Raw genomic sequence first — 15,676 nt, 5'->3', positions numbered from 1 at the left:
ATTCAGTCACCCGATTGACGGCGGTCGACCGCCGGGGAGGCCGAATGACCAGGGTGCTGACGCGCCATATCGTGCTGATCGGGATGATGGGGGCCGGAAAGACCGCCATCGGCCTGGACCTGGCCCGCCGCCTGCGCGTGCCGTTCAAGGATTCCGACGCCGAGATCGAGGCCGCCGCCGCGATGTCCATCACCGAGATCTTCGCCCGCGACGGCGAGGCGTTCTTTCGCGCCCGTGAATCCCAGGTCCTGGGCCGCCTCTTGGCCGGGCCGCCGGGCGTCATCTCGACGGGCGGGGGCGCCTGGATGCGCCCCGAGAACCGGCAGATCGTCGGGGCGCGCGGGCTCTCCGTCTGGCTGAACTGTTCGCCCGAGACGCTGTGGATGCGCGTCCGCCAGCGCCCCACCCGGCCGCTGCTGCAGACCGCCGACCCCAAGGGCACGCTGCTGCGCCTGCTGGAGGAGCGGGGCCCCGTCTATGCGCTGGCCGATGCGGAATTCGTGTCGCAGGCGGGCGACAGCATCGAGGCGACCTCGGGCGGGCTGCTGACGCAGCTGCGCGCCGCCCATCCCGACTTGATCCAGGAGATCCCATGACCGATCCCGTCACCGTCCATGTTCCCTTGGGCGCGCGCGCCTATGACGTGCGCATCGGCCAGGGCCTGCTGACCCGCGCGGGCGCCGAGATCGCGCCGCTGCTGGCGCGGCCGCGCGTGGCGATCGTGACGGATGCGACGGTGGCGGGGCTGCATCTGGCGGCTTTGCAGGCGGCGCTGCGGGACGCGGGGATCGCCAGCGAGGCGCTGGTCCTGCCTGCCGGAGAGGGCACCAAAAGCTGGCCGCATCTGACCGCCTGCGTCGAATGGCTGCTGGAGCAGCAGGTCGAGCGGCGCGACGTGGTGTTGGCCCTGGGCGGCGGCGTGATCGGCGATCTGGTGGGGTTCGCGGCGGCGATCCTGCGGCGCGGCGTGCGGTTCGTGCAGCTGCCCACCACGCTTTTGTCGCAGGTGGACAGCAGCGTGGGCGGCAAGACCGGCATCAACAGCCCGCGCGGCAAGAACCTGATCGGCGCGTTCCATCAGCCCTCGCTGGTGCTGGCCGATATCGACGTTCTGGACACACTGAGTGCCCGCGATTTCCTGTCGGGCTATGGCGAGGTGGCCAAATACGGGCTGCTGGGGGATGCGGATTTCTTTGCCTGGCTGGAGGCGCATGCGCCCGACCTGCGCGGCGATCCGGCGCTGCGCCAGCAGGCGGTGGCGCGGTCGGTCGCGATGAAGGCCGGCATCGTCACCCGCGACGAGACCGAGCAGGGCGAGCGCGCGCTGCTGAATCTGGGCCACACCTTCGGGCATGCGCTGGAGGCGGCGACGGGCTATTCCGACCGGCTGCTGCATGGCGAGGGGGTGGCGATCGGCTGTGCGCTGGCCTTTGATCTGTCGGCGCGGATGGGCCTGTGTTCGCAGGAGGCGCCGAGCCGCGTTCTGGCGCATCTGCGCGCGATGGGCATGCCCGCGCGGCTGTCCGAGATTGCGGGCGATCTGCCGGATGATGCGGGCCTGATCGCGCTGATGGGGCAGGACAAGAAGGTCGTGGACGGGCAGCTGCGGTTCGTTCTGGCGCGCGGGATCGGCGAGGCCTTTGTCAGCGACGCGGTCGAGGGCGGCGTCCTGGCCTCGGTGCTGCGCGATGCCCGCTGAGGGCGCATTCCGTCCCGGCCCGGAAAGCCGCGCAGGCCCCCATCGAGGGGGCCTGCGCGGCTGGCTGTCGCCGGAGCCTGCTCAGGCGGCGCGGCGGGGAGAGAGCATCGCCTCGACCATCTCATCGGCGACCTGCGCGGGCAGGCGGCCCGTGTCGCGGGCGCGGGCCAGCATCTGATCCACGCGGCCCGCGATGGCGGTCAGGCGGTCCAGCCGCCAGGCGTCCGGTTGGCCGTGGATCTCGCTGGCGACGCTGATGATGCCGCCTGCATTGACCACATAGTCGGGCAGGTAGGTGATGCCCCGCGCAGCCAGCGCATCGGCCACGCCGTCATGGGCCAGTTGGTTGTTCGCGGCCCCGCAGACCAGCCGCGCGGTCAGCGCCTGCGCGCTGTCATCGGTCAGCACGCCGCCCAGGGCGCAGGGGGCCAGGATGTCGATCTGCTGGTCGAACACCTGATCCGGGGCGCAGGTCTGGGCGCCGAGGCGCGTCGCGGCATCCTGCAGCGCGGGCTGGTTGATATCGGTCAGTATCAGCCGCGCGCCCGCCGCCGCCAGCTTTTCGGCCAGCGACAGGCCGACATGGCCCAGGCCCTGCACCAGCACCCGCCGCCCCGTCAGGTCGTCGCTGCCGAAAACGTGGCGCGCGCCCACGCGCAGGCAGCGGAACACGCCCTCGGCAGTCCAGGGCGATGGGTCGCCCGACGCGCCCGACAGGCCTACGGCAAAGCGCGTCGCTTCGGCCGCATGGGCCATGTCGGCGGGCGAGATGCCCACATCCTCGGCCGTCCAGTAGGTGCCGCCAAGCGCATCGACCGCCACCCCGAAGGCGCGCATCATCGCCGGCGTCTTGTCGGTGCGCGCATCGCCAATGATCACCGCCTTGCCGCCGCCCAGGCCAAGACCCGCCATCGCGTTCTTGTAGGTCATGCCGCGCGCCAGCCGCGTCACGTCATGGATCGCGGCCTCGTCATCGGGATAGGCCCACATTCGGCAGCCGCCGGCCGCCGGGCCAAGCGCGGTCGAATGCAGGCAGATCAGCGCCCGCAGCCCGGCCTGCGGGTCCTGCGCCAGCACCAGACGCTGGAACCCCTGCGGGGCGGTCAGATCGGTCAAAGTGAGTGCCATGTGCATGTCTTCCTGTGGCAAGGGGCGCGGGCGTGCCGCGCCTGGATCGCCTCAGAAAGCGCCCCGTGGGACGCATTGCAAGCGCAGGATCATTCGCAAAGTCCAACCGGTGCGGCGCGCAACTTGCGGCAAGACAAGGCGGGCGCGCGGCAAGATCGCATCGCGGCCGTGCGCATGAAAAAGGGGCGGNGGGGCGGCCACCGGCCGCCCCTTGGGTGATTCGCGTCGGATCAGAACGGGATCTCGTCGTCGTAATCGGCCCGTCCGCCACTGGGGGCACCGCCGCCGCTGCCGCCGCCGCGCGCGGGCGATCCGCCGCCCTGATTGTAATCCTCATAGCCGCCGCTGTCGCGACCGCCACCCGTGCCGCCACCGCCCATGCCGCCGCCACCGCCGCTGGCACCGTCCAGCATGGTCAGCGTGCCGCCGATGCCGCGCAACACGACCTCGGTGGAATAGCGGTCCTGGCCGGACTGGTCCTGCCACTTGCGGGTCTCCAGCGCGCCCTCGACATAGACCTTGCTGCCCTTTTTCAGATAGCGCTCGACCACGCCCACCAGGCCCTCGTTGAAGATGGCAACGGTGTGCCACTCGGTCCGCTCCTTGCGCTCGCCGGTGGTGCGGTCCTTCCAGGTTTCGGAGGTGGCGATGCGCAGGTTGGCGACCTTGCCGCCGTTCTGAAAGCTGCGGATTTCCGGATCGCGGCCCAGATTGCCGATCAGGATGACCTTGTTGACGCTGCCTGCCATGTGACGATTCCTTGGATCATGTGTGTTCGGGGGTTCATGTGCCTGCCCGGATCGAGCCGGTTTGCACGGGTCTAACCCGGTCCGACGGGGCGGGGCAAGGGCGCGCGCGGGTTCTTGCCCAGCCCGACGCCGTGGCTGGCAGCAGGTCCGATTTGATGTATAGTCCCTTCAAAAGCGGCGTCAGGCCGATGCGGACAAGGACGAGGGCGGACAAGATGCGGTTAGGCCAGACCCTGAAGGCGACGTTTTGCGTGGCGCTGATCTCGACGCTGGCGCTGCCGGTGGAGGCGCAGGGGCTGCGCCTGTCGGGCAGCTCGTCGAAATCGCGGGCTGAACAGTTCGCGCGCCAGACCCGACTGATGGATTCGCGTCTGTCGACGCAATACCAGTCCTCGGCCCGGCTGCAGCCCGGCACCCGCGAACGGGAGGTCGTGCTGGACACGGCCCCCAACATACCCCGCTATACCGGGCGGCGCAGCGAATACCTGCCCCATGCCCGTCAGGCCGCCCAACGCCACGGCATCCCGGAGGATCTGTTCCTGCGTCTGGTCCAGCAGGAATCGGGCTGGAACCCCAATGCACGCTCGCACAAGGGGGCGATGGGGCTGGCGCAGCTGATGCCGGGGACGGCGGCGAAACTGGGCGTGAACCCGACCGATCCGGTGCAGAACCTGAATGGCGGCGCGCGCTATCTGCGGATGATGTACAACCAGTTCGGCAACTGGACGCTGGCGCTGGCCGCCTATAACGCCGGGCCGGGCGCGGTTCAGAAATATGGCGGCATCCCCCCCTATCGCGAGACGCGGAACTATGTCCGCATCATCGCGGGGGGCTGATCGCCCGCGTTTGGCGTGGTTCAGCCCCGCAGGCCGGTGACACGCAGCAGGCCGCGACGGCGCGCCTCGTAGTAATAGCCCCGCGAATACCAGCTGATCGCACCGTCCGGGTCGCCGTCAGCGACGATCCACGCCCCGCGAAGGTATTTCACGCCATAGCGCAGGTTCGTGTCCGCATCCAGCAGCGCCGCGGGTGACCCGCGATGGCCCATCGTCCGCGCGGTCGTCGGATTGATCTGCATCAGCCCGTAATAGGACCCGTTGCGCGCCTCCGGCCGATGGCTGGATTCGCGCAGGATCACGCGCTGGACCAGGCTGCTGGGCACATCGTAATGGCGCGACCAGTAGTTGATGCGCTGGCGCAGTTCGGGCGTCTCGTTCGGATAGAGGCCGGAACCGCCGATCCGGCCGTTCCCGCCCGAGCGCATGGTGTTGCCGCCACACGCCGCAAGCGCCAGGACCGAGATCAGCAGCCCGCGCCGCCCGATCGTCCGTGCCGGACCGTGCTGGTGGTGCGGGGGCAGGGCCCCCGCCTCCGCGCGCATCTTACGCATGGATCGCCCCGCCGCCGCAGGCCAGCGCCGCCTCGCGCACGGCCTCGGACACGGTCGGATGCGCGTGGCAGGTCAGGGCCAGATCCTCGGCCGAGGCGCCGAACTCCATCGCCACGCAGACCTCGTGGATCAGGTCGCCCGCCGACGGGCCGATGATGTGGCAGCCCAGGATGCGGTCGGTCTCGGCATCCGCGATCAGCTTGACAAAGCCCTCGCCCTGGAACTGCGCCTTGGCACGGGCATTGCCCATGAAGGGGAACTTGCCGATCTTGACCTTGCGCCCGCCCTCCTTGGCCTGTTCCTCGGTCAGGCCGACATTGGCGACCTCGGGGGTGGTGTAGATGACGCCAGGGATGACGCCATAGTTCACATGACCATGCTTGCTCGCGATGACCTCGGCGACGGCCATGCCCTCATCCTCGGCCTTGTGGGCCAGCATCGGGCCGGGGACCGCGTCACCGATGGCATAGACGCCCTTGACGCTGGTGGCCCAGTGGTCGTCGACCTTGACGAAGCCGCGATCGGTCATGGCGACGCCCAGAGCGTCCAGGCCCAGCCCGTCCAGATGCGGACGGCGGCCGGTCGCCACCAGCACCACATCCGCTGTGATCTGATGTTCGCTGTCGTCCTTTTTCAGGGCATAGGTGACGGTGGCCTGGCCGTCCTGGGCCTCGGCCGATTTCACGGCGGCACCCATGACGAATTTCAGGCCCTGCTTGGCCAGCACCTTCTGGAACTGCTTTTGCACCTCGCCGTCCATGCCGGGGGTGATGACGTCCAGATATTCGACCACGGTCACCTCGGCGCCAAGGCGGGCATAGACCGAGCCCAGCTCCAGCCCGATGACGCCCGCGCCGATCACGACCATGGATTTCGGGATCTTGGGCAGGGCCAGGCCGCCGGTCGAATCGACGATGACGCCGGCATCGTTGTCCACGGTGACGCCCTTCAGCGCGGCAGGGGACGATCCGGTGGCGATGACGATGGTCTTGGTTTCGTGGACGGTGTCGCCGACCTGGACCTTGCCCGCGCCGGGGATCGAGGCCCAGCCCTTGATCCAGTCGATCTTGTTCTTCTTGAACAGGAACTCGATGCCCTTGGTGTTGCCCGCGACGGTGTCGGCCTTGTAGGCCTGCATCTTGTCCCAATCGACATCGACATGGGCGTTCATCAGGCCCATTTTTTCAAAGTTCTCATGCGCCTCGTGCAGCATGTGGCTGGCATGCAGAAGCGCCTTGGAGGGGATGCAGCCCACGTTCAGGCAGGTCCCGCCCAGGGTCTCGCGGCCCTCGACCACGCCGACCTTCAGGCCCAGCTGGGCCGCGCGGATGGCACAGACATAGCCGCCGGGGCCGGCGCCGATCACGATGAGATCATACATGGCAGTTCCTTTAGGTCAGGCCGCAGAGGCGGGGGCTTCGCGCCCCCGCACCCCCGCGGGATATTTTCATGAAGAAGAAATCAGGGCGGAAAGGATCATCAGCACCGTCGCGGCAAAGCCCGTGATCCAGATGATCGAGCGGCCCGGCACCCAGCCCAGCAGATAGGCCGGGATGTAGAGGATGCGCGCCGCGAGGTAGATCCAGGCACAGATGGCGGTCAGCGTGGACCCGGCCTGGCCAAGCGTGACCACGACCACCGCGAGGGTGAACATGATCAGACCCTCGAAATGGTTGTTGAAGGCGCGCTGCAGTCGGCCTGCCATGCCGGTCAGCTGGACCTGCCCGCCGTCGCGGGGGCTCATGGCCGCGCGGCGACCGACCTGGCGTTGGGCCATGATCGAATAGGCGGCGAACTGGCCGGTTTGCAACAGTCCCGCAAGGGCCAGGGCGGTCAGTTCGGGGGTCATCAGACAGTTTCCACGAAATGCGCGTCGGTCGCGCTGACGCCGGCCTGGGCGTGAAAGACCGCCGCGGCCCCGTCCAGATAGTCGCGGGCGGCGCGGGGGTTGCCGACCTGGAACAGCGCCCAGGAATGGCCGTCATCTTCGCGCCACAGCTGCAGCAGCGTCATGCCGTTGCGGCCCCGATCCTCGGCATCGGCGTCGAAGGCCGTGCGGAAGGTGGCGGGATCGGCATGGGTGTAGCGGATGATGAGCTGCATGGGAAACGGCCTTGGGGTGGGGGACCGGCTGCCCGGTCGGGTCCTGGCGCGGGGGATGGCGGCACCCCCCGCGCCCATGCGGATCAGAGATCCATCAGCAGGCGGCGCGGGTCTTCCAGCGCCTCCTTGACGCGGACCAGGAAGGTCACGGCGCCCTTGCCGTCCACGACGCGGTGGTCGTAGGACAGCGCCAGATACATCATCGGACGGATGACGATCTGGCCGCCGACGACGACGGGACGCTCCTGGATCTTGTGCATGCCCAGGATACCCGATTGCGGGGGGTTCAGGATCGGCGAGGACATCAGCGAGCCGTAGACGCCGCCGTTCGAGATGGTGAAGGTGCCGCCCTGCATCTCGGCCATGGACAGCTTGCCGTCGCGGCCCTTGATGCCCAGTGCGCCGATCTCCTTCTCGATCTCGGCAAAGCTCTTCTGGTCGGCGTCGCGCACGACGGGGACGACCAGGCCGGTGGGGGTGCCCACGGCGACGCCCATATGGACGAAGTTCTTGTAGACCACGTCGGTGCCGTCGATCTCGGCATTGACCTCGGGGACCTCTTTCAGCGCGTGGCAGCAGGCCTTCACGAAGAAGGACATGAAGCCCAGCTTGACCTTGTGCTTCTTCTCGAAGGCGTCCTTGTACTCGTTGCGCAGACCCATGACGCCGGACATGTCGGCCTCGTTATAGGTGGTCAGCATCGCGGCGGTGTTCTGGGCGTCCTTCAGGCGGCGCGCGATGGTCTGGCGCAGGCGGGTCATCTTGACCCGCTCCTCGCGGCCCGCATCGTCGGCGCTGGAGGGCGCGCGGGGGGCGGCGGGCTTCGGCGCGGGCGCCTGCGCCTTGGCGACGTCCTCCTTCATCACGCGGCCGTCGCGGCCCGACCCTTGGACGTCGTCGCGGCTGACGCCCTTTTCCGCCATGGCCTTCTTGGCCGAGGGCGCGTCCTCGACGTCGCGCAGGCGGGTCTCCTCGGGGCCTGCGTTCTTCAGCACGGTCTCCTGGGCATCCGACGCCTTGGGGGCCGCGGAACCGGCGGCGCCTTCGGTGATGATCGCCAGACGGGCCTTGGCATCGACGGTCGCGCCTTCCTCGGCCAGGATCTCGGCCAGGACGCCCGCGGCGGGGGCCGGGACCTCGACCGAGACCTTGTCGGTCTCCAGCTCGCACAGCATCTCGTCGGCCTCGACGCGGTCGCCGGGCTTCTTGAACCAGGTGGCCACGGTGGCCTCGGTCACGCTCTCGCCCAGGGACGGGACCATCACGTCCACGGAATTGCCGGTCATTGTCGTCTGTTCCTCGGTCTTTTCGGCCTTTTCCTCGGCCTTTGCGGGTTTCGGGGCGGCGGCTTCGCCACCCTCGCTGATCTGCGCCAGCAGCGCATCGGGGCCGACCGTCTCGCCTTCGGCGGCGACGATCTCGGCCAAGGTGCCGGCAACGGGGCTGGGCACCTCGACGGTGACCTTGTCGGTCTCCAGCTCGCACAGCATCTCGTCGACCTCGACGCGGTCCCCGGGCTTCTTGAACCAGGTGGCGATCGTGGCCTCGGTGACGGATTCGCCCAGGGCGGGCACGCGGACTTCGGTGGTCATCGGATCATCCTTCGAGGTTCAGAGCGGTGGCGACCAGCGCCTCTTGTTCGGCCTTGTGGCGCGAGGCCAGGCCCGTCGCGACCGAGGCCGCCGCGTTCCGGCCCGCATAGCGCGGCCGCGTGTGCTTGGCACCCAGCCGTTCCAGCACCCATTCCAGATAGGGCTCGACAAAGGTCCAGCCACCCTGGTTCTTGGGCTCCTCCTGGCACCAGACGATCTCGGCCTGCTTGAAGCGGCCCAGCTCCTTGACCATCGACTGTGCCGGGAAGGGATAGAACTGCTCCAGGCGCAGCAGATAGGTGTCGGTGATCCCGGCCTCGTCGCGGGCCTTCAGCAGGTCGTAATAGACCTTGCCCGAACAGACCACGACGCGCTTGATCTGGTCGTCCGCCACCAGCTTGGTGGCCGAGCGACCGCGCTGCGCATCGTCCCAAAGCACGCGGTGGAAGGTGCTGCCCGCCTGGAACTCCTCGGCATTGCTGATCGCCAGCGGGTGGCGCAGCAACGATTTCGGCGTCATCAGCACCAGCGGCTTGCGGAAGCCGCGATGGATCTGCCGGCGCAGGATGTGGAAATAGTTCGCGGGCGTGGTGCAGTTCGCGACGATCCAGTTGTCCTCGGCGCATTGCTGCAGGAACCGCTCCAGACGGGCCGAGCTGTGCTCGGGGCCCTGACCCTCGAAGCCGTGCGGCAGCAGCATCACCAGGCCGGACATGCGCAGCCATTTCTTCTCGCCGGACGAGATGAACTGGTCGAACATGATCTGCGCGCCGTTGGCAAAATCGCCGAACTGCGCCTCCCACAGGGTCAGCGTGTTGGGCTCGGCCAGCGAATAGCCGTATTCAAAGCCCAGCACCGCGTATTCCGACAGCATGCTGTCGATGACCTCATAGCGGGCCTGACCCTCGGCGATGTTGTTCAGCGGGTAATAGCGGTCCTCGGACTTCTGGTCGATGAAGGCCGAATGCCGCTGGCTGAACGTGCCGCGGGTGCTGTCCTGACCCGACAGACGCACGCCATGCCCCTCGGCCACCAGCGAACCAAAGGCCAGCGCCTCGGCGGTGGCCCAATCAAAGCCCTCGCCGGTCTCGAACATCTGCTTCTTCGCCTCCAGCAGACGTCCGACCGTCTTGTGCAGCGTCAAACCGTCGGGCGCCTGCGTCAGCGCGCGACCGACCTGGGTCATCACCTCGGGGGCGATGCCGGTCTCGCCGGCGACGTAGTCCGTGCCCTCGCGGTTCATGCCCGACCACTTGCCATCCAACCAGTCGGCCTTGTTCGGCTTGTAGTTCTTGCCGATCTCGAACTCTTCGTTCAGATGCGCCTGGAAGGCGGCCTTCATGTCCTCGATCTCGCCCTCGGGGATCAGCCCGTCGGCGACCAGACGCTCGGTATACAGCTGCAGCGTGGTCTTCTGCGCCTTGATCTTGGTGTACATGGCCGGGTTGGTGAACATCGGCTCGTCGCCTTCGTTGTGACCAAAGCGGCGATAGCAGATGATGTCCAGAACCACGTCCTTGCGGAACTTCTGGCGGAACTCGATCGCCACGCGGGCGGCATGGACGACTGCCTCGGGGTCATCGCCGTTCACGTGGAAGATCGGCGCCTCGACCATCAGCGCGATATCGGTCGGATAGGGCGAGGTGCGGCTGAAATGCGGCGCGGTGGTGAAACCGATCTGGTTGTTCACCACAATATGGATGCAACCGCCGGTGCGGTGACCGCGAATGCCCGACAGCTGCAGGCATTCGGCCACGACGCCCTGACCCGCAAAGGCCGCGTCGCCATGCAGCAGGATCGGCAGGACCGAGCTGCGGTCGGTGGTGTCGCCCAGTTGGTCGCTCTTGGCGCGCGCCTTGCCCAGCACGACCGGGTTGACGGCCTCCAGGTGGCTGGGGTTGGCGGTCAGCGACAGGTGGACGGTGTTGCCGTCGAACTCGCGGTCGGCACTGGCGCCCAGGTGATATTTCACGTCGCCCGACCCGTCGACATCCTCAGGCTTGAAGCTGCCACCCTGGAATTCGTGGAAGATGGCGCGATAAGGTTTCGACAGCACGTTGGCCAGCACCGACAGGCGACCGCGATGCGGCATGCCGAACACGATCTCCTTCACGCCAAGCGCGCCGCCGCGCTTGATGATCTGTTCCATCGCGGGGATCAGCGCCTCGCCGCCGTCCAGGCCGAAACGCTTGGTCCCCATGTATTTCACATGCAGGAACTTCTCAAAGCCCTCGGCCTCGACCAGCTTGTTCAGGATGGCGCGGCGCCCTTCGCGGGTGAACGCGATCTCCTTGCCATAGCCCTCGATCCGCTCCTTCAGCCAAGCGGCTTCCTCGGGGTTCGAGATATGCATGTATTGCAGCGCAAAGGTGCCGCAATAGGTGCGGGTCATCAGCTCGGTGATCTGGCGGATCGACGCGACCTCAAGGCCCAGCACGTTGTCGATGAAGATCGGGCGGTCCATGTCGGCGGGGCCGAACCCGTAGGTCGCGGGGTTCAGCTCTCCGTGATCGGGCACGTCGCGCAGGCCAAGCGGGTCCAGATTCGCGTGCAGGTGACCCCGGATGCGGAAGGCGCGGATCAGCATCAGCGCGCGGATGCTGTCCAGCACCGCCTGACGCATCTGGCCCTCGTTCAGGGGCACGCCCTTTTCCTCGGCCTTGGCGGCGATCTTCTTCATCGCGGCGGCGCCATCGCCCTTGGCGGCACTGGGCCATTCGCCGGTCAGCGCGGCGGTGGTGTCGTCGGTGGCCGCGGGCGGCCAGTCGGCGCGCTTCCAGCTGGCACCCTCGGCCGCGGCGGTCGCATCGGCGCTGTCATCGCCCAAGGCGCGGAAGAACGCGTCCCAGGCCTGATCGACCGCGCCTGCGTCCTTGGCCCACTGGCCATACAGCTGTTCGACATAGGCCGCGTTATGGCCCTGCAGGAACGAGGAATCGTGGAATTCGGTGTTTTTCGGCTGTTCGGTCATGGCTGGTCCCCGTTCAGGGCAAGGATGGGTTAAATCAGGCGCAGTAGATGTCGAAGATGCGGGCGCCGGGATCGGCGAAGGGGTCGAGGCGGGGCTGCTGCACGATGCGCAGGGGTGCGCGCCGCTCCAGCCCGCACAGGGCGACGGCGGCGCGGCTCTCGGCATGATAGATGCCCCGCCAGCCGAAATCCCGGCGCGCGACCGTGCGGACCGAGGCGGGCGGCAGCCCGCTGGCCTGATGCAGGTCGGTGCGGGCCGGGATGCCGCCGGGCAGGATGTCGTCCGTCATGCGGCTGCCGCATGCCGTCAGCGACAGAAGGGCCACCAGCGACAGCGGGACACCCCGCCGGGCCGCAAGGCGCGTCCGGCAAGGCTGCGGCTCGGGGGCGCGCTGAGCGGTCACTGTGGCTGGTCCTCCGTCACGGTATCGCATCCCCGATACATAAGCATCGGGGACGCGGGTTCAAATCATCAACCCTTGATCGCCTTCAGAACGGCCTCGCCCAGGCCCGCGGGGCTGTCCGCGACGATGATGCCGGCCTTCTTCATGGCCTCGATCTTGGATTCCGCATCGCCCTTGCCGCCCGACACGATCGCGCCGGCATGGCCCATGCGACGGCCCGGAGGTGCGGTGCGACCCGCGATGAAGCCAGCGGTGGGCTTCCAGATCCCCTTGCGCTTCTGCTCGGCCAGGAACTCGGCGGCCTCTTCCTCGGCGGAACCGCCGATCTCGCCGATCATGATGATCGATTCGGTCTCGGGGTCCTCCAGGAACAGGCGCAGCACGTCGATATGCTCCATCCCCTTGATCGGGTCGCCGCCGATGCCGACCGCGCTGGACTGGCCCAGACCCACATCGGACGTCTGCTTGACGGCCTCATAGGTCAGGGTGCCCGAACGCGACACGACGCCGACCGATCCGCGACGGAAGATGCTGCCCGGCATGATGCCGATCTTGCATTCGTCGGGGGTCATGATGCCGGGGCAGTTCGGCCCGATCAGGCGCGACTGCGACCCGGCCAGGGCGCGCTTGACGCGCATCATGTCCAGCACCGGGATGCCCTCGGTGATGCAGACGATCAGCGGAACCTCGGCGTCGATGGCCTCCAGGATCGAATCCGCCGCGAACGGGGGCGGAACATAGATCACGGACGCATTCGCGCCGGTCACGGCCACGGCCTCGTGGACCGAGTTGAAGACGGGCATGCCCAGGTGATCCGTGCCACCCTTGCCCGGCGTCACGCCACCGACCATCCGCGTGCCATAGGCGATCGCCTGTTCGGTGTGGAAGGTGCCCTGGGATCCGGTGATCCCCTGGCAGATGACTTTGGTATTCTTGTCAACGAGAACGGCCATCATGGCCTCCTTGCGTAAGCGGCGCCCATGCACCGCGATGTTCCAGAGGAGGGCGCGCGTGTCCCGCGCGCCCGGATGGATCAGCCCTTGACCGCTTTCACGATCTTCTCGGCGCCGTCCTTGAGGTCGTCGGCCGCGATCACATTCAGGCCGCTGTTGGCGATGATCTCTTTGCCCAGCTCGACGTTGGTGCCTTCCAGTCGCACGACCAGTGGGACCTGCAGGCCGACCTCTTTCACGGCGGCGATGATGCCTTCCGCGATGATGTCGCAGCGCATGATGCCGCCGAAGATGTTGACCAGGATGCCTTTGACGTTCGGGTCGCTGGTGATGATCTTGAACGCCTCGGTGACCTTCTCGGTCGTGGCGCCGCCGCCGACATCCAGGAAGTTGGCGGGCTCGGCGCCGAACAGCTTGATGATGTCCATCGTGGCCATCGCCAGACCGGCGCCGTTGACCATGCAGCCGATCTCGCCGTCCAGCGCGATGTAGTTCAGGTCGAACTTGGAGGCGGCCAGCTCCTTGCTGTCCTCCTCGGTTTCGTCGCGCAGGGCCATGATGTCGGGCTGGCGATACAGCGCGTTGTTGTCAAAGCCCATCTTGGCGTCCAGGCACTTGATTTGGCCTTCGGGCGTGACGATCAGCGGGTTGATCTCCAGCATCTCCATGTCTTTGTCGATGAACATGCGATACAGGTTCTTGACCAGGGCCACGCATTGCTTGACCTGCGCGCCTTCCAGGCCCAGGGCAAAGGCCACGCGGCGGCCGTGGAAGTCCGACAGGCCGGACGCCGGATCGACGCTGAAGCTGACGATCTTTTCGGGGGTGTGCTCGGCCACTTCCTCGATGTCCATGCCGCCCTCGGTCGAGGCGACAAAGCTGACGCGCGAGGTCTGGCGGTCGACCAGCAGCGCCAGGTACAGCTCGCGCGCGATGTCGCTGCCATCCTCGATATAGATGCGATTGACCTGCTTGCCGGCCGGTCCGGTCTGGTGCGTGACCAGCGTGCGGCCCAGCATCTGGCGGGTCAGCTCCTCGGCCTCTTCGACGGACTTGGCCAGGCGGACGCCGCCCTTCTCGCCGGCCGCAGCCTCGGTGAAGTGGCCCTTGCCACGGCCACCGGCATGGATCTGCGCCTTGACGACCCACAGCGGGCCGTCCATCTCGCTGGCGCAGGTCTTGGCCTCGTCGGCCTTCATCACGATGCGGCCCTCGCTGACCGGTGCGCCGTATTGACGCAGCAGCGCCTTGGCCTGGTATTCGTGAATGTTCATCGCGACCCCCTCGTTCGGTTCGACAGATTTGGGGGCCTTGTGACATGATGCAGCAGCACACAGAAACGAAATCCCTTTAAAATGCCCAAAACCGGCGGGAAGACGCCGAATGTGATCACGCCCTGATTTCCTGTGATCACAAACCCCGCGGGCGATAGCGCAAGCAGGTTGATTCGCCGCCCCGACCCTAGTTCAACAGCAGCATGTAAAGCCCCGCGCGCCCGCCAAGGCTGTCCACGAACCGGTCCCAATTGTCGCGCCCGACCGTGAGGCCAGGGCGTGCATAGGGCAGGGCGGCGCTGCCCTGCAGCCAGTCGATCACATCGACCGGACGCGGATCGTCCAGCCACATCGCCAGATCGACGCCATGCCCGGGCGCCATGCGCCAATGCGGGATCAGCATGCGCCCCTCCAGCGCCTGATCGACCTCCTCCAGGATCGACAGCCACAGCGGCCCGGTGCCGGGCGGCAGATCGAACCCCAGGGCCGCGTCCTGGGCCTCGTTCGGGATCCATTCGCGGTCGTTGTCGGTCTCCTGCGCGACCTCGGCCCAGAACAGGCGGTTGGCGGCGACCATCGCGCGCAGGTGATCGCCCGCCGCCCGCGTCAGGGCGGGGTCGGGCTGCTGGCGCAGGGTCTGCAGGACCACGGCGATGCGGTCCAGCACCGGGCCAAAGGCCTGCGCCTGACTGTCGAAAGTCGGCGCACGGGCCATCTGGCCGGGCGGTTGGGCGAATTGGTCGGCCAGCGCTGCGTCCAACGCGATGCGCCCCGCCAGTGCCGGTTCGGGATCAAAGGCCAGGATCAGCGTCGCGACCCCCTCGATCAGGTGGGTATAGGCGCGCAGCCAGTGGATGTCGGCGCCGTCAAAGCGGATCTGGGCGCCGCCCTCGGGCGGGGGCAGGGCGGCCAGCGCGATCAGATCCTCGCCCGCGCCGCGCGTGCCGTCGCCATCCACGTCCAGCCACAGGTCGCGCAGGTCCAGGATCAGCGTGGCGGGCGCGTCGGGCAGGGCGTCGCGCGTGTCCTGCATGGCGACCGACAGATCGCGCATCATCGCGGTGATGAAATCGGCAGTCATCGGCTGCGGGTCGGGGTTCGGCGGCAGGCTTGCCCCCAGCAGCGGCAGCGGCACCAGCGGATCGGTCGCGCCGATGCGGTGGCGGGCATGGAACGCGGCCTCGATTCCGCCCAGAAACCGCGTGGTGGCCAGCGCCAGGTCGCGATCCGGGGCAGGGACCTGCGCCTCCAGCGCGGCGCGGGCGCCCGACAGGCCGTCACGGGCGATCAGATCTGACACCTCCTGCGCCCCGGCGGGGCAGGCGGTCAGCAGCAGGGCGGCAAGCAGGCGACGCATGGGAACCCCGAAATGGAAACGGCGCGCCGATCATGGCGCGCCGTCCCCGGCTTCGGC

Annotated in this window: 15 protein-coding genes; 3 read left to right on the top strand and 12 right to left on the bottom strand. The window is 67.8% G+C overall.

Features of this window, described 5'->3' with window-relative positions:
* Positions 1-44 precede the first annotated feature (44 nt).
* Together ABS73_RS03590 and aroB are read left to right on the top strand one after the other, a co-directional pair.
* A complete protein-coding gene (locus ABS73_RS03590) occupies positions 45-596 on the top strand; it encodes a shikimate kinase (protein ID WP_277023162.1) in 552 nt (183 codons plus the stop codon).
* Complete coding sequence (gene aroB, locus ABS73_RS03585) at positions 593-1,699, top strand: 3-dehydroquinate synthase (protein ID WP_277023164.1); 1,107 nt, start codon at positions 593-595, stop codon at positions 1,697-1,699. Before ABS73_RS03590 ends, aroB begins: the two co-directional genes overlap by 4 nt.
* An 81-nt stretch (positions 1,700-1,780) precedes the next feature.
* On the opposite strand, the gene ABS73_RS03580 is transcribed toward aroB, so the two are convergent.
* Both ABS73_RS03580 and ssb read right to left on the bottom strand, forming a co-directional pair.
* Positions 1,781-2,827, bottom strand: coding sequence for a Leu/Phe/Val dehydrogenase (locus ABS73_RS03580; protein ID WP_277023166.1), 1,047 nt, complete (start codon positions 2,825-2,827; stop codon positions 1,781-1,783).
* 230 nt (positions 2,828-3,057) lie between these two features.
* Positions 3,058-3,576 carry a single-stranded DNA-binding protein gene (gene ssb / locus ABS73_RS03575; RefSeq protein ID WP_277023169.1) on the bottom strand — a complete coding sequence of 173 codons (519 nt, stop codon included), beginning with the start codon at positions 3,574-3,576 and terminating at the stop codon, positions 3,058-3,060.
* A 215-nt stretch (positions 3,577-3,791) separates the two neighbouring features.
* Here ssb and ABS73_RS03570 point away from each other — a divergent pair, with 215 nt between their 5' ends.
* Complete coding sequence (locus ABS73_RS03570; protein WP_277023171.1) at positions 3,792-4,412, top strand: lytic transglycosylase domain-containing protein; 621 nt, start codon at positions 3,792-3,794, stop codon at positions 4,410-4,412.
* A 20-nt stretch (positions 4,413-4,432) separates the two neighbouring features.
* Here ABS73_RS03570 and ABS73_RS03565 read toward each other — a convergent pair whose 3' ends face one another.
* The 10 genes from ABS73_RS03565 to ABS73_RS03520 all read right to left on the bottom strand — a co-directional run bounded on the left by ABS73_RS03565 (position 4,433) and on the right by ABS73_RS03520 (position 15,619).
* Complete coding sequence (locus ABS73_RS03565) at positions 4,433-4,840, bottom strand: lytic transglycosylase domain-containing protein (RefSeq protein ID WP_277023206.1); 408 nt, start codon at positions 4,838-4,840, stop codon at positions 4,433-4,435.
* A gap of 118 nt (positions 4,841-4,958) precedes the next feature.
* Positions 4,959-6,347: a dihydrolipoyl dehydrogenase gene (gene lpdA / locus ABS73_RS03560; protein ID WP_277023172.1), complete on the bottom strand. Its 1,389-nt coding sequence runs from the start codon at positions 6,345-6,347 to the stop codon at positions 4,959-4,961.
* 66 nt (positions 6,348-6,413) lie between these two features.
* Entirely contained in the window at positions 6,414-6,815 is a 402-nt protein-coding gene (locus ABS73_RS03555; RefSeq protein WP_136856923.1) for an MAPEG family protein, read from the bottom strand.
* A complete protein-coding gene (locus ABS73_RS03550; RefSeq protein ID WP_136856924.1) occupies positions 6,815-7,069 on the bottom strand; it encodes a hypothetical protein in 255 nt (84 codons plus the stop codon). Before ABS73_RS03550 ends, ABS73_RS03555 begins: the two co-directional genes overlap by 1 nt.
* Before the next feature lie 83 nt (positions 7,070-7,152).
* Positions 7,153-8,661 carry a 2-oxoglutarate dehydrogenase complex dihydrolipoyllysine-residue succinyltransferase gene (gene odhB / locus ABS73_RS03545; protein ID WP_277023176.1) on the bottom strand — a complete coding sequence of 503 codons (1,509 nt, stop codon included), beginning with the start codon at positions 8,659-8,661 and terminating at the stop codon, positions 7,153-7,155.
* A gap of 4 nt (positions 8,662-8,665) precedes the next feature.
* Entirely contained in the window at positions 8,666-11,632 is a 2,967-nt protein-coding gene (locus ABS73_RS03540; RefSeq protein WP_277023177.1) for a 2-oxoglutarate dehydrogenase E1 component, read from the bottom strand.
* A gap of 34 nt (positions 11,633-11,666) precedes the next feature.
* A complete protein-coding gene (locus ABS73_RS03535; protein ID WP_286693401.1) occupies positions 11,667-12,035 on the bottom strand; it encodes a hypothetical protein in 369 nt (122 codons plus the stop codon).
* A gap of 68 nt (positions 12,036-12,103) precedes the next feature.
* Positions 12,104-12,988: a succinate--CoA ligase subunit alpha gene (gene sucD, locus ABS73_RS03530; RefSeq protein WP_277023181.1), complete on the bottom strand. Its 885-nt coding sequence runs from the start codon at positions 12,986-12,988 to the stop codon at positions 12,104-12,106.
* Positions 12,989-13,068: 80 nt separating this feature from the next.
* Positions 13,069-14,262: an ADP-forming succinate--CoA ligase subunit beta gene (gene sucC, locus ABS73_RS03525; RefSeq protein WP_277023184.1), complete on the bottom strand. Its 1,194-nt coding sequence runs from the start codon at positions 14,260-14,262 to the stop codon at positions 13,069-13,071.
* Between the two features lie 187 nt (positions 14,263-14,449).
* Positions 14,450-15,619, bottom strand: coding sequence for a hypothetical protein (locus ABS73_RS03520; protein ID WP_277023187.1), 1,170 nt, complete (start codon positions 15,617-15,619; stop codon positions 14,450-14,452).
* Positions 15,620-15,676: the final 57 nt, after the last annotated feature.

Origin of the sequence: Paracoccus sp. SCN 68-21 (genome assembly GCF_001724535.1) — a bacterium.
GTDB lineage: Bacteria > Pseudomonadota > Alphaproteobacteria > Rhodobacterales > Rhodobacteraceae > Paracoccus > Paracoccus hibiscisoli.
The sequence above is the reverse complement of the archived record's forward strand: the minus strand, read 5'-3'. Positions and strand labels throughout refer to the sequence as shown.

What these genes read in the sequence shown, in the direction of transcription:
- odhB (WP_277023176.1), bottom strand. Translation starts at nt 8,661, where the DNA reads ATGACCACCGAAGTCCGCGTGCCCGCCCTGGGCGAATCCGTCACCGAG.
- sucD (WP_277023181.1), bottom strand. Translation starts at nt 12,988, where the DNA reads ATGGCCGTTCTCGTTGACAAGAATACCAAAGTCATCTGCCAGGGGATC.
- ABS73_RS03570 (WP_277023171.1), top strand. Translation starts at nt 3,792, where the DNA reads ATGCGGTTAGGCCAGACCCTGAAGGCGACGTTTTGCGTGGCGCTGATC.
- ABS73_RS03550 (WP_136856924.1), bottom strand. Translation starts at nt 7,069, where the DNA reads ATGCAGCTCATCATCCGCTACACCCATGCCGATCCCGCCACCTTCCGC.
- ABS73_RS03565 (WP_277023206.1), bottom strand. Translation starts at nt 4,840, where the DNA reads ATGCGCTCGGGCGGGAACGGCCGGATCGGCGGTTCCGGCCTCTATCCG.
- lpdA (WP_277023172.1), bottom strand. Translation starts at nt 6,347, where the DNA reads ATGTATGATCTCATCGTGATCGGCGCCGGCCCCGGCGGCTATGTCTGT.
- ABS73_RS03590 (WP_277023162.1), top strand. Translation starts at nt 45, where the DNA reads ATGACCAGGGTGCTGACGCGCCATATCGTGCTGATCGGGATGATGGGG.
- sucC (WP_277023184.1), bottom strand. Translation starts at nt 14,262, where the DNA reads ATGAACATTCACGAATACCAGGCCAAGGCGCTGCTGCGTCAATACGGC.
- ABS73_RS03580 (WP_277023166.1), bottom strand. Translation starts at nt 2,827, where the DNA reads ATGGCACTCACTTTGACCGATCTGACCGCCCCGCAGGGGTTCCAGCGT.
- ABS73_RS03555 (WP_136856923.1), bottom strand. Translation starts at nt 6,815, where the DNA reads ATGACCCCCGAACTGACCGCCCTGGCCCTTGCGGGACTGTTGCAAACC.
- ABS73_RS03540 (WP_277023177.1), bottom strand. Translation starts at nt 11,632, where the DNA reads ATGACCGAACAGCCGAAAAACACCGAATTCCACGATTCCTCGTTCCTG.
- ssb (WP_277023169.1), bottom strand. Translation starts at nt 3,576, where the DNA reads ATGGCAGGCAGCGTCAACAAGGTCATCCTGATCGGCAATCTGGGCCGC.
- aroB (WP_277023164.1), top strand. Translation starts at nt 593, where the DNA reads ATGACCGATCCCGTCACCGTCCATGTTCCCTTGGGCGCGCGCGCCTAT.
- ABS73_RS03520 (WP_277023187.1), bottom strand. Translation starts at nt 15,619, where the DNA reads ATGCGTCGCCTGCTTGCCGCCCTGCTGCTGACCGCCTGCCCCGCCGGG.